13 protein-coding genes are annotated in these 13,705 nt (G+C 44.9%); all 13 read left to right on the top strand.

What is annotated here, in order from left to right; all coding sequences use genetic code 11:
* Window positions 1-5 precede the first annotated feature (5 nt).
* The 13 genes from accC (at window position 6) to spo0A (ending at window position 13,696) form a co-directional block, all read left to right on the top strand.
* Window positions 6-1,358 (top strand): acetyl-CoA carboxylase biotin carboxylase subunit, encoded by a 1,353-nt coding sequence (gene accC / locus ACY3LV_RS06380; protein ID WP_333517098.1) that lies wholly within the window; start codon window positions 6-8, stop codon window positions 1,356-1,358.
* A gap of 20 nt (window positions 1,359-1,378) precedes the next feature.
* Window positions 1,379-1,786: a fatty acid biosynthesis protein YqhY gene (gene yqhY, locus ACY3LV_RS06375; protein WP_010328286.1), complete on the top strand. Its 408-nt coding sequence runs from the start codon at window positions 1,379-1,381 to the stop codon at window positions 1,784-1,786.
* 264 nt (window positions 1,787-2,050) lie between these two features.
* A complete protein-coding gene (gene nusB / locus ACY3LV_RS06370; protein ID WP_087990674.1) occupies window positions 2,051-2,446 on the top strand; it encodes a transcription antitermination factor NusB in 396 nt (131 codons plus the stop codon).
* A gap of 11 nt (window positions 2,447-2,457) precedes the next feature.
* Window positions 2,458-3,309: a bifunctional methylenetetrahydrofolate dehydrogenase/methenyltetrahydrofolate cyclohydrolase FolD gene (folD, locus tag ACY3LV_RS06365; protein WP_148962020.1), complete on the top strand. Its 852-nt coding sequence runs from the start codon at window positions 2,458-2,460 to the stop codon at window positions 3,307-3,309.
* Window positions 3,310-3,446: 137 nt separating this feature from the next.
* Window positions 3,447-4,793 (top strand): exodeoxyribonuclease VII large subunit, encoded by a 1,347-nt coding sequence (xseA, locus tag ACY3LV_RS06360; protein ID WP_148962019.1) that lies wholly within the window; start codon window positions 3,447-3,449, stop codon window positions 4,791-4,793.
* On the top strand, window positions 4,790-5,044 hold the full coding sequence (locus ACY3LV_RS06355; protein ID WP_003226409.1) for an exodeoxyribonuclease VII small subunit: 255 nt from the start codon (window positions 4,790-4,792) through the stop codon (window positions 5,042-5,044). Before xseA ends, ACY3LV_RS06355 begins: the two co-directional genes overlap by 4 nt.
* Complete coding sequence (locus tag ACY3LV_RS06350; protein WP_333561603.1) at window positions 5,034-5,924, top strand: polyprenyl synthetase family protein; 891 nt, start codon at window positions 5,034-5,036, stop codon at window positions 5,922-5,924. Before ACY3LV_RS06355 ends, ACY3LV_RS06350 begins: the two co-directional genes overlap by 11 nt.
* 180 nt (window positions 5,925-6,104) lie before the next feature.
* Window positions 6,105-8,006: a 1-deoxy-D-xylulose-5-phosphate synthase gene (dxs, locus tag ACY3LV_RS06345; RefSeq protein ID WP_464863550.1), complete on the top strand. Its 1,902-nt coding sequence runs from the start codon at window positions 6,105-6,107 to the stop codon at window positions 8,004-8,006.
* Window positions 8,003-8,848 (top strand): TlyA family RNA methyltransferase, encoded by an 846-nt coding sequence (locus ACY3LV_RS06340; protein ID WP_087990668.1) that lies wholly within the window; start codon window positions 8,003-8,005, stop codon window positions 8,846-8,848. Before dxs ends, ACY3LV_RS06340 begins: the two co-directional genes overlap by 4 nt.
* 96 nt (window positions 8,849-8,944) lie before the next feature.
* Complete coding sequence (gene argR, locus ACY3LV_RS06335; RefSeq protein WP_464863549.1) at window positions 8,945-9,394, top strand: arginine repressor ArgR; 450 nt, start codon at window positions 8,945-8,947, stop codon at window positions 9,392-9,394.
* Window positions 9,395-9,431: 37 nt separating this feature from the next.
* The gene (gene recN / locus ACY3LV_RS06330) at window positions 9,432-11,162 is read left to right on the top strand and encodes a DNA repair protein RecN (protein ID WP_464863548.1); all 1,731 of its coding nucleotides are present in this window, start codon (window positions 9,432-9,434) and stop codon (window positions 11,160-11,162) included.
* Window positions 11,163-11,336: 174 nt separating this feature from the next.
* Complete coding sequence (gene spoIVB, locus ACY3LV_RS06325; protein ID WP_464863547.1) at window positions 11,337-12,617, top strand: SpoIVB peptidase; 1,281 nt, start codon at window positions 11,337-11,339, stop codon at window positions 12,615-12,617.
* A gap of 275 nt (window positions 12,618-12,892) precedes the next feature.
* Window positions 12,893-13,696: a sporulation transcription factor Spo0A gene (gene spo0A, locus ACY3LV_RS06320; RefSeq protein ID WP_148962014.1), complete on the top strand. Its 804-nt coding sequence runs from the start codon at window positions 12,893-12,895 to the stop codon at window positions 13,694-13,696.
* The last annotated feature ends 9 nt before the right edge of the window (window positions 13,697-13,705 follow it).

Here is a 13,705-nt window from a genome sequence, read left to right as displayed (position 1 = left end):
TTAACATGATTAAAAAGCTATTGATCGCCAACAGAGGAGAAATTGCTGTCAGAATCATCAGAGCCTGCAAAGAGCTCGGAGTTGAGACTGTTGCTGTTTATTCAGAAGCTGATAAAGATGCCCTTCATGTTCAAATGGCTGATGAAGCTTTTTGTATCGGACCGAAAGCATCAAAAGACAGCTATTTAAATGTTACAAATATTGTGAGTGTTGCGAAGCTGACAGGAACGGATGCTATTCATCCGGGATATGGATTCTTAGCTGAAAATGCAGATTTCGCGGAATTATGTGAAGAAGTTAACGTCACATTTGTCGGCCCGAGCGCTGACGCCATTTCAAAAATGGGAACAAAAGACGTTGCGAGGGAAACGATGAAACAGGCCGGCGTGCCGATCGTGCCGGGTTCGCAAGGAATTATAGAAAATGTGGAAGAAGCGGTTTCACTTGCTAATGAAATTGGGTATCCTGTAATTATAAAAGCCACCGCAGGCGGAGGCGGAAAAGGAATCAGGGTTGCCCGCACCGAAGAGGAACTGATCAAAGGCATTAAGATTACACAGCAGGAAGCTGCAACAGCATTCGGAAATCCAGGTGTTTACATCGAAAAATACATAGAAGATTTTCGTCACGTTGAGATCCAAGTGCTTGCCGATAACCACGGAAATACCATCCATTTAGGTGAACGCGACTGCTCGATTCAAAGACGCCTGCAAAAGCTTTTGGAAGAAACACCATCTCCGGCGCTTGATTCAGAAATCAGGGAGCAGATGGGAGATGCAGCGGTTAAGGCTGCAAAAGCAGTTGGCTATTCAGGCGCGGGAACAGTTGAATTTATTTATGACTACAACGAACAGCGCTACTACTTTATGGAAATGAACACGAGAATCCAGGTGGAGCACCCAGTCACAGAAATGGTGACGGGAACAGACCTGATTAAGGAACAAATCAAAGTGGCATCAGGAATGGAACTGAGCCTTAACCAAGAAGATGTCGAATTCCAAGGCTGGGCGATCGAATGCCGAATCAACGCAGAAAATCCAAGTAAAAATTTCATGCCGTCTCCTGGTGAAATTAAAATGTACCTGCCTCCGGGCGGTCTTGGTGTCCGTGTAGATTCAGCTGCTTACCCGGGCTATTCCATCCCTCCGTACTATGACAGCATGATTGCAAAAGTGATCACATATGGAAAAACGAGAGATGAAGCGATTGCCCGCATGAAGCGCGCATTAAGCGAATTCGTCATTGAAGGCATTGAGACAACAATCCCATTCCACTTAAAACTGCTTGAACATGAAACATTTGTTGGCGGAGAGTTTAATACGAAATTTTTAGAAACATATGATGTAATGGGCTCATAATTTTTACGGAGGTGAATTGAATGAAAGACAACAGCTTGCTTAAAATGAATCAAGAAGATACGCATTTAGGTAAGGTTGAGATTGCACCGGAAGTCATCGAGGTCATTGCCGGCATAGCGGCTTCAGAAGTTGACGGTGTTGCCGAAATGCGCGGAAACTTTGCGACAGGTGTCGTCGAACGCTTCGGTAAAGTAAATCATGGCAAAGGTGTCAAAGTCGACCTGGCGGATGACGGCATTACGATCGATGTATACTGCGTCGTTACATTCGGCGTTTCGATTCCGAAAGTTGCAGCGTCCGTTCAGGAAAACATTCGTCAAACCTTATTAAATATGACGTCTCTTTCGATTAACGAGATCAATATTCATATCGTCGGCATTCAATTTGACACAAAAGCCCAGGAAGTCCAAATCGACGAAGAAATGTAAATGGCTTAACAAGAAACCAAGGGGAGGGCGGCCCTTTGGTTTTTTTACACGTTACCCTTTATTTCAAAGCATGAAGAAAGCCGGCTCAAGGCAGCCGAGTTTCTTCATGATCGTGAAATCCGAATGATCATATCAAGGTGTGTGAAAATATTCGGTAATAGGGTGAAAAAACCTTGATTTCAATATGCGGATACGAAAAAAATATGTTATGATCTCTTTATGGCTTAACGACAAGCAGATAAAGAGGATCAAAGGAGAAAGAAAATGAAAAGAAGAACAGCAAGAGAAAAAGCTTTGCAGGCACTATTTCAAATTGATGTCAGCGATATTGCAGTGAATGAAGCCATAGAACACGCATTGGATGAAGAAAAAACAGATCCTTTCTTTGAACAGCTTGTACACGGGGTATTGGAACACCAAGTCCAGCTTGATGAAATGATCTCCAATCATCTGGTGAATTGGAAGCTCGATCGGATTGCCAATGTTGACCGCGCGATTTTGCGTCTGGGAGCATACGAAATGGCGTATGCCGAAGACATTCCGGTGAATGTCTCTATGAACGAAGCGATTGAGCTGGCAAAACGGTTTGGTGATGACAAAGCGACAAAGTTTGTAAACGGGGTTCTTTCTAACATTAAATCTGATATTGAACAATCATAGGAGGAAAGAAAATGACTGCAACAATCATCGACGGAAAAGAAACGGCTAGAGAAAAACGCGAACAATTGGCAAAAGAGGTAGAAGAGCTTAAAAAGCAAGGCGTCACTCCCGGGCTCGCGGTTATTTTGATTGGAGATGATCCTGCTTCTCACTCTTACGTGCGAGGAAAGAAAAAAGCGGCTGAAACTATGGGAATGAATTTCAAGCTCGATCAATTCGACAGCAGTCTAACAGAAACGGAACTGCTTTCCATTATCGATCAATACAATCAAGACCCTGAGTTTCACGGCATCCTCGTTCAGCTCCCGCTTCCAGACCATATTTCTGAAAAAGCGGTGATCGAACGTATCTCTCCTGATAAAGATGTAGACGGTTTTCATCCGTTAAACGTAGGGAAAATGCTGCTTGGCGAAGATACGTTTCTTCCTTGCACGCCTCACGGAATTGTTGAGCTTTTGAAGAAAACCAATATCGACCTTTCCGGTAAAGAGGTTGTTGTAGTCGGCCGAAGCAATATTGTCGGCAAACCTGTCGGCCAGCTTTTATTAAATGAGAACGCGACGGTTACTTACTGTCATTCAAGAACAGAAAATATGACCGAACATACGAAAAAAGCAGACATCCTGGTGGTGGCAGTCGGCAGAGCCAATTTCATCAATGCAGACCAGATCAAAGAGGGCGCTGTTGTGATTGACGTCGGCGTTAACCGACTGGAAAGCGGAAAGCTTTGCGGAGACGTTGAATTTGAAGGAGCAAAGGAAAAAGCGTCCTTCATCACGCCAGTCCCTGGCGGAGTTGGTCCGATGACTATCACGATGCTTGCGCATAATACTGTTAAATCTGCGAAACGTACGTTATCATAGATAATTGGAGATGTTCACAGGCGGGAGATTTTGCCCGCCGTGAATATGAGCACGATACCCGCTTCTTCAGGCTCCTACAGCCAGGGCGGGTTTTCTTTAGTTATGGTGCAGGAATGCTTATGAGAGGAGTTTGAGACATGGGTGAAACAGCGTATGTTACCGTCTCAGCGCTGACAAAGTATATAAAACGAAAATTCGATGTAGATCCTCACCTTGAAAATATTTGGATTAAAGGCGAATTATCGAATGTAAAAATACATACAAGAGGCCACATTTATTTCACATTGAAAGACGAAAAAGCCAGAATGCAGTCGGTGATGTTCGCAAGACAGAGCGAGCGTCTGCCTTTTAAACCTGAAAACGGCATGAAGGTGCTGGTCAGAGGCGGAATTTCCGTATATGAACCGAGCGGAAACTACCAATTATATGCTAAAGAAATGCAGCCTGACGGGGTCGGAGCGCTTTATTTAGCGTACGAAGAGTTAAAAAAGAAGCTTGCCGGAGAAGGTTTATTTGACGACCGCTATAAAAAACAAATCCCCGCATTTCCAGCCACAATCGGGGTTGTGACATCTCCAACGGGTGCCGCTGTCAGAGACGTTATTACAACTCTAAAAAGAAGATATCCCCTTGTAAAAGTCATTGTTCTTCCAGCGCTCGTACAAGGCGAAAATGCGAGCAAATCCATCGTTACGCGCATTGAAGAGGCAAATGAAAAAGAGGTTTGCGACGTATTAATTGTTGGGAGAGGCGGCGGTTCGATAGAAGAACTGTGGGCATTTAATGAAGAAATTGTAGCACGCGCGATCTTTGCTTCTAACATTCCGGTTATATCGGCAGTCGGGCATGAAACGGACTTTACGATCAGTGATTTTGTCGCTGATATCAGAGCCGCGACGCCGACAGGAGCAGCTGAGATTGCCGTACCGCATACAACTGATTTAATCGAACGGACAAAAACAGCGGAAGTTAGAATGACAAGAGCAATGCAACAGCATCTCGGCCAGAAAAAAGAACGGATTCAAACGCTGCAATCCTCGTATGCCTTTCGTTTTCCAAAGCGGTTGTATGCGCAAAAAGAGCAGCAGTTTGACCTTGCCTATCAGCAGTTTCAATCACAGTTAACCGCTCTTTTAGATCGAAAAAGCAGACAGCTGGAGCGTGAAACGTACAGATTAGAAGCGCTGCACCCTCATGAACAGCTGAAGCAAGCGAGAACACGATATGAGGAACAGACAAATCAGCTGAGAAAAAATATGACTATCCAAATGAAACAGCTGCATTCCCAATTTCAGACGGTTCTTGGCAAGCTGAATGCGTTGAGTCCTCTTCAAGTGATGGAAAGAGGATACAGCTTGGCTTATAAAGAAGACGAACTCATAAAAAGTGTCAGTCAGATAGCAGAGAAGGACCAGCTTGAAGTCAAGCTGAAGGATGGCGTGCTGACCTGTGAAGTATTAGAAAAGAGAGGGGAAGAAAAATGACAGACGTGAAAAAAAATGAAAACATGACATTTGAAGAAGCGATGAAAGGGCTTGAGAGCATTGTGTCAAAGCTTGAAGAGGGCGATGTGCCTTTAGAGCAAGCGATTAACTATTTCCAAGAAGGCATGGCTCTTTCAAAAATGTGCCACGAAAAGCTGCAAAAAGTCGAAAAACAAATGGACTTCATTTTAAAAGAAGACGGCGAACTGGCACCTTTTAGTGTTCAGGAGGAAGACGAAGGTGACAAATAAATTAACGGCTTTTCTGGCGGAGCGGAAAAAAACGATTGAAAATCAGCTTTCTGTCTATACAGAAAAGCTCGATATGCCGGACTCATTAAAAAAGTCTATGCTGTATTCCCTTGAGGCTGGCGGAAAGCGGCTGCGTCCTCTCATTGTACTGGCCGTTTTAAACGCATATGGGAAAAGTGAAAAGGACGGCATTCCGGTGGGTTGTGCTGTCGAAATGATTCACACGTATTCGTTAATTCACGATGACCTTCCTTGTATGGATGATGACGATTTACGCCGCGGGAAGCCGACAAACCATAAAGTGTTCGGTGAAGCGACAGCAGTATTAGCGGGTGACGGGCTGCTCACGGAAAGCTTTAAGCTGATCACCTCCCACTTGTCGGACGGGGTGTCAGCAGAAAAGCGCCTTCGGCTTGTGAATGAACTGATTTCAGCGGCAGGCACTGAAGGCATGGTCGGTGGACAAGTAGCTGATATGGAAGCGGAGAACCGCCAGATCACGCTTGAAGAACTTGAATCCATTCATGAACGGAAAACCGCTAAGCTTCTCGGTTTTTGCGTAACCGCCGGTGCTATTTTGGCGGATGCGCCTGAAGAAGACATTGAAACACTGCGTACCTTCAGCAGCCATATTGGAATTGGTTTTCAAATCAGAGACGATATTTTAGATTTAGAAGGCAGTGAAGAGAAAATCGGCAAACGTGTCGGCTCGGATACAACTAACGACAAATCGACTTACCCGTCCCTTCTGTCACTGGAAGGGGCCAAACATAAATTGGATGTTCACATAAAAGAGGCGAAGCGTTTGATCGGCGGACTCTCTCTTCAAAAAGAGCTTTTATATGAGCTTTGTGATTTAATTGCGGCTAGAGATCACTAAACCGATCCTAATTTGAAGCGGCTGCACGAGATATGGTAAAATGTAAGCAGTTTATATGAAAAATGAAAGAGAAAAGCCCGTTTGTCTTTTTTTATGTCTGAGAACTGGCCATTGTCCAGCTCGGCATGCGGAAGACATGTATCATTGCAGAAATTCATGCTGAAAGTGAGTTGATCCGCTTTGGATCTTTTATCAATACAGGACCCGTCATTTTTAAAAAACAAGTCCATTGATGAATTAGAAAAAATAAGTGATGAAATCCGCCGATTTTTAATTACAACGTTATCCGCTTCCGGCGGCCATATCGGCCCAAACTTAGGTGTCGTAGAGCTTACTGTTGCGCTGCATAAGGAATTTAACAGCCCGAAAGACAAATTTCTGTGGGACGTAGGCCACCAGTCGTATGTCCACAAGCTGCTGACAGGACGCGGAAAAGAATTTGCGACGCTTCGCCAGTACAAAGGGCTTTGCGGATTCCCAAAGCGGAGTGAAAGCGAGCATGATGTTTGGGAAACAGGGCATAGCTCAACCTCTCTGTCAGGTGCGATGGGAATGGCAGCCGCGCGTGATATAAAAGGAACCGATGAATTTATTATTCCGATCATCGGTGACGGTGCGCTGACAGGCGGAATGGCGCTTGAAGCGCTGAACCACATCGGCGACGAGAAAAAAGACATGATTGTCATCCTAAATGATAATGAAATGAGTATTGCGCCGAATGTCGGAGCCATTCATTCTATGCTCGGACGGCTGCGCACTGCCGGAAAATACCAGTGGGTGAAAGATGAGCTCGAATACTTGTTTAAAAAGATCCCGGCAGTTGGGGGCAAACTTGCCGCCACGGCGGAACGCGTGAAAGACAGCCTGAAATACATGCTTGTCTCGGGCATGTTTTTTGAAGAGCTTGGTTTTACGTATTTAGGCCCGGTGGACGGACATTCTTATCATGAGTTGATTGAGAATCTTCAATACGCCAAAAAAACGAAAGGCCCTGTTCTCCTGCATGTCATCACGAAAAAAGGGAAGGGGTACAAACCGGCTGAGACCGATACGATCGGAACATGGCACGGTACCGGACCATATAAAATTAATACCGGTGACTTTGTAAAACCGAAAGCCGCAGCACCTTCATGGAGCGGTCTTGTCAGCGGGACTGTGCAGCGAATGGCGCGAGAGGACGGACGCATTGTAGCCATTACGCCAGCTATGCCTGTCGGCTCAAAGCTTGAAGGCTTCGCAAACGAATTCCCTGATCGCATGTTTGACGTAGGAATCGCCGAACAGCATGCGGCAACGATGGCTGCAGCTATGGCAATGCAGGGGATGAAGCCGTTTTTGGCGATTTATTCAACCTTCCTGCAAAGGGCATATGACCAAGTGGTTCATGACATCTGCCGCCAAAACGCCAATGTGTTTATCGGCATTGACCGTGCAGGGCTTGTGGGTGCTGACGGAGAGACACACCAAGGCGTGTTTGATATTGCGTTTATGCGCCACATTCCAAACATGGTCTTAATGATGCCGAAAGATGAAAATGAAGGACAGCATATGGTTCATACAGCACTCAGCTATGACGAAGGCCCGATTGCGATGCGTTTTCCGCGCGGAAACGGACTCGGCGTAAAAATGGATGAACAGCTGAAAACGATTCCGATCGGCACGTGGGAAGTGCTGCGCCCGGGGAACGACGCAGTCATCTTAACATTTGGAACAACAATCGAAATGGCGCTTGAAGCAGCTGAAGAGCTGCAAAAAGAAGGCCTGTCCGTGCGCGTTGTCAATGCGCGTTTTATTAAGCCGATGGATGAAAAGATGATGAAGGATATCTTAAAAGAAGGCTTGCCGATTTTAACGATTGAAGAAGCGGTCTTAGAAGGCGGTTTCGGAAGCTCGATTTTAGAATTCGCTCATGATCAAGGTGAATTCCTTACACCGATTGACAGAATGGGTATCCCGGATCGGTTTATTGAACACGGAAGCGTAACGGCGCTTCTTGAAGAAATTGGACTAACAAAACAGCAGGCGGCAAACCGCATTAGATTATTGATGCCGCCGAAGACACACAAAGGAATTGGATCATGACGTCAAAGAAAGAACGATTAGATGTATTACTAGTAGAAAGAGGGCTGGCGGAAACGCGGGAAAAAGCCAAGAGAGCCATTATGGCGGGGATCGTCTATTCAAACGAAAACCGCTTGGACAAGGCTGGGGAAAAAATTGACCGCGATCTGCCGTTAACAGTCAAAGGAAACCCGCTGAAATATGTGAGCAGAGGCGGCCTAAAGCTTGAAAAAGCGCTGAAGGAGTTTCCCATCTCTGTTAAGGATAAAATCATGATTGATATTGGCTCCTCCACCGGCGGTTTTACGGACTGCGCTCTGCAAAACGGTGCTAAACAGTCATACGCGGTAGATGTAGGCTACAATCAGCTTGCGTGGAAGCTTAGACAGGATGAACGGGTCGTTGTGATGGAACGGACAAACTTCCGTTACGCAACACCGGCAGACTTTACAAAGGGCATGCCGGAGTTTGCTACGATTGACGTGTCCTTTATTTCACTGCGGCTTATCCTGCCTGTCCTCAAAACATTGCTTGTGCCTGGCAGTGACTGCATGGCTCTTGTTAAGCCGCAGTTTGAAGCGGGACGGGAATCCGTCGGCAAAAAAGGGATTGTCAGAGATCCTAAAGTGCATGCTGACGTTCTCAAGCGTATGGTCAGTTTCTCTGCTGCTGAAGGCTATATCTGCAAAGGCCTGTCATTTTCTCCAATCACGGGAGGAGACGGAAATATTGAATTTCTCCTTCATTTGCATTGGCCGGGAGAGGGACAGGAAGGACAGGAGCTGTCAGAAGAAGAGATCAATCGCATTGTAGAAGAGGCACATAAGACGTTAAAAGAAAAAAAAGCAGATGTACCGGAATAATAGGGCGCTATTATTCCTTTTTTCTGCATTTATGTACATTTTGCAGAGAAACATATAACATAAAAGAACAGATAAGCTGGAAATAGAGGTGCTTACATGAACAAAGGCCAGAGGCATATTAAAATCAGAGATATCATTACAAGCAATGAAATCGAAACGCAGGACGAATTGGTTGACATGCTGAAGCAGGATGGATACAAAGTGACGCAAGCCACGGTTTCACGCGATATTAAAGAGCTTCACCTAGTGAAAGTGCCTACGAATAACGGCTCTTACAAATACAGTCTTCCGGCAGACCAGCGTTTCAATCCGCTGTCCAAACTGAAGCGGGCACTGATGGACGCATTTGTGAAAATAGACTCAGCAAGCCATATGATTGTGCTGAAAACGATGCCCGGCAACGCCCAGGCAATCGGGGCGCTGATGGACAATTTGGACTGGGATGAAATAATGGGAACCATTTGCGGAGATGACACGATTTTAATAATTTGCCGGACTCCTGAAGATACAGACGGCGTAAAAAACAGGCTGCTTGAGCTGCTGTAATAGAAAATCTAACAAAGATAAAGAGGTGTAATGCTGTTTGTTAGCTGAACTATCCATTAAAAACTTTGCCATTATTGAGGAACTGACGGTTTCTTTTGAACGCGGGCTCACGGTTTTAACAGGAGAAACCGGAGCCGGCAAGTCCATCATCATAGATGCTATTTCTCTTTTAGTCGGAGGCCGCGGCTCATCCGAATTTGTCAGATATGGGGAGACAAAAGCCGAGCTTGAAGGGCTGTTTCTATTGGAGAGCGGCCATCCCGTTTTTGACGTATGCGCTGAGCAGGGAATTGACGTTTCTGACGAAATGATCATCATGAGAAGGGATATCAGCACGAGCGGAAAAAGCGTTTGCCGAGTTAATGGCAAGCTTGTCACGATTGCCTCGCTAAGAGAGATCGGCAGGCTTTTATTAGATATTCACGGGCAGCACGATAACCAGCTGTTAATGGAGGACGAAAATCATCTCCAGCTTTTGGACAAGTTTGCCGGAGCCGAAGCGGAAAGCGCGCTTCAAACGTATCAGGAAGGGTACCAGCGGTATATGAAGTTGCTTAAAAAGCTAAAGCAGCTTTCTGAAAGCGAACAGGAAATGGCCCACCGTCTTGATCTCATTCAATTTCAGCTCGAAGAAATCGAATCGGCTAAGCTCGAACTTAATGAAGATGAGCAGCTTCAGGAAGAGCGCCAGCAAATCTCAAACTTTGAGAAGATATATGAATCGCTGCAAAATGCATATAACGCGCTTCGCAGCGAGCAGGGCGGACTGGACTGGGTCGGAATGGCATCAGCGCAGCTTGAAGATATATCCGATATTAACGAACCGCTGAAAAAACTGTCTGAAAATGTTTCGAACTCCTATTATCTTCTGGAGGACGCTACATTTCAGATGAGAAATATGCTGGATGAACTTGAATATGATCCGGAACGCCTGAACTATATTGAGACGCGCCTTAATGAAATCAAACAGCTGAAACGAAAATACGGTGCATCTGTTGAGGATATCTTGGAATACGCTTCTAAAATTGAAGAAGAGATTGACCAAATTGAAAACAGGGACAGCCATCTTCAAAGCGTGAAGAAGGAGCTTGACTCAGTCGGCAAAGATGTCGCAGTGGAAGCGGCAAATGTTTCAAAAACCCGCAAAGCATGGGCGAAAAAGCTGGCTGATGAGATTCATCGGGAATTAAAAAGCCTCTACATGGAAAAATCAACTTTTGATACGGAATTTAAGATCAGAACAGCGCCCCGAGATGAGGAGGCGCCGATTGTAAACGGCCAGCCTGTTCAGATGACTGAACAAGGGATTGATTTGGTGAAGTTTTTAATTTCAACCAATACAGGCGAACCGCTGAAATCCCTTTCGAAAGTCGCTTCCGGAGGAGAGCTGTCACGGGTGATGCTTGCTATTAAAAGCATTTTTTCCTCTCAACAGGATGTGACGTCGATTATATTCGATGAGGTTGATACCGGTGTAAGCGGCAGAGTCGCACAGGCAATCGCTGAGAAGATCCATAAAGTGTCAATAGGATCACAAGTGCTGTGTATTACACACTTGCCTCAGGTGGCTGCCATGGCAGATACGCATCTTTATATTGCGAAGGAGTTAAAAGACGGCAGAACGACAACACATGTCAAGCCGCTGTCTAAGCAGGAAAAGGTAGCGGAAATCGGGCGTATGATTGCAGGAGTCGAAGTAACAGACTTAACGAAACGCCATGCAAAAGAACTTTTAAGACAAGCGGACCAAGTCAAAACAACGGGGTGAGCTGCGCGAAAAGCGCAGCTTATTTTTTTCGCGCACATCCATTCGTTCATCAGTATATCCAATGATTTTCTTTATATGACAGTTATAAATAAGGCGTCAGAAGGCAAAATTAAATGATGTAGCAGCAAGTCATAAAGAAGGTGTGGGATAGGAGCGAGGAGAGTGAAGTAATAAATGCCCGATAACATCAGAAAAGCAGTAGGTTTAATTCTCCTTGTTTCGTTATTAAGTGTAGGTTTATGCAAACCGCTAAAAGAGTATTTACTGATTCCAACGCAAATGAGAGTATTTGAAACCCAAACACAAGCGATTGAAACGGGTTTATCGGTAAACGCTCATACACAAGAATCTTCAGAAGCGTTTACAGTAAAGAAAGACCTGCATGAAGTCAAGGTGACAGGCGAAAAATCAGGTGAATCAGAGTTAGTATACGATCTTGCAGGATTTCCAATCAAAAAAACAAAAGTGCAAGTTCTTCCTGATTTAAAAGTCATACCTGGCGGACAATCGATTGGTGTTAAACTTCATTCCGTCGGTGTTCTTGTCGTCGGATTTCATCAAATCAACACTAGTGAAGGCAAAAAATCCCCGGGAGAAACGGCCGGTATTGAAGCGGGTGACATCATTATTGAGATGAATGGACAGAAAATTGAAAAAATGAATGATGTGGCCCCATTTATTCAGAATGCCGGTAAAACCGGCGAATCTTTAGATTTGCTTATTAAACGTGATAAACAGAAAATCAAAACAAAGCTCATTCCGGAAAAAGATGAAGCAGAAGGTAAGTTCAGAATTGGGTTATATATCAGGGATTCTGCCGCTGGGATCGGCACTATGACCTTTTATGAACCGAAGTCAAAAAAATATGGAGCACTTGGCCACGTGATTTCCGACATGGACACAAAGAAACCGATTGTAGTGGAGAATGGAGAAATCGTTAAATCAACTGTAACATCAATTGAAAAAGGGACAGGCGGAAATCCGGGAGAAAAACTGGCGCGATTTTCCTCAGAACGCAAAACGATCGGGGATATTAACAGAAACAGCCCGTTTGGGATTTTCGGCACACTGCATCAGCCGATTCAAAACAAGATTTCAGATCAAGGACTGCCGGTTGCGTTTTCTACTGAAGTCAAAAAAGGTCCGGCTGAAATTTTAACGGTCATTAATGATGACAAGGTAGAAAAATTTGATATTGAAATCGTCAGCACAACCCCGCAAAAATTCCCGGCAACAAAAGGAATGGTCTTGAAAATAACCGATCCGAGGCTATTAAAAGAAACAGGCGGCATCGTCCAGGGGATGAGCGGAAGCCCGATCATCCAAAATGGCAAAGTGATCGGCGCTGTCACCCATGTGTTTGTAAATGACCCGACAAGCGGCTACGGCGTTCATATTGAATGGATGCTGTCAGAAGCGGGAATTGATATTTACGGAAAAGAAAAAGCAAGCTGACTGCCGGGATTTCCGGCAGTTTTTTTGCTTTGATCCCTCTTCACTTCTCAGAATACATACGGTAAAATGTACAAAAGAAGATTTTTCGACAAATTCACGTTTCCTTGTTTGTCAAATTTCATATTTAGTCGAAAAACGGAGAAAAACATAGAAAAACAAAGATATGCCACTAATATTGGTTATTATGATTTTTTTAGAGGGTATATAGCGGTTTTGTCGAATGTAAACATGTAGCAAGGGTGAATCCTGTTAACTACATTTGGGGAGGAAGAAACGTGGAGAAAATTAAAGTTTGTGTTGCTGACGATAATCGAGAGCTGGTAAGCCTGTTGAGTGAATATATTGAAGGACAGGAAGACATGGAAGTCATCGGTGTTGCTTACAATGGACAGGAATGCCTGTCGTTGTTTAAAGAAAAAGATCCCGATGTGCTCGTATTAGATATTATTATGCCCCATTTGGACGGACTTGCGGTTTTAGAGCGGCTGAGGGAATCAGAACTGAAGAAACAGCCGAATGTCATTATGCTGACAGCCTTTGGACAGGAAGATGTCACGAAAAAGGCCGTCGATTTAGGCGCTTCCTACTTTATTCTCAAACCGTTTGATATGGAAAACCTTGTCGGACATATCCGCCAGGTCAGCGGGAATGCTAGCAGCGTGACGCATCGCGCGCCATCATCGCAAAGCAGCATTATACGCAGCAGCCAGCCTGAACCAAAGAAGAAAAACCTCGACGCGAGCATTACAAGCATTATCCATGAAATCGGCGTCCCAGCGCATATTAAAGGATATCTCTATCTGCGCGAAGCCATCTCAATGGTATACAATGACATCGAATTGCTCGGCAGCATTACAAAAGTTCTCTATCCGGACATCGCCAAAAAATTCAACACAACCGCTAGCCGTGTAGAAAGAGCAATCCGCCACGCGATTGAAGTCGCATGGAGCAGAGGAAACATTGATTCCATTTCCTCGCTGTTCGGTTATACAGTCAGCATGACAAAAGCTAAGCCTACCAACAGCGAATTCATTGCGATGGTTGCGGATAAGCTGAGATTAGAACATAAGGCTTCTTAAGCATGAGAA

This window comes from Bacillus sp. 11C (genome assembly GCF_055486375.1).
This window is presented reverse-complemented; position numbering and strand designations above follow the sequence as displayed.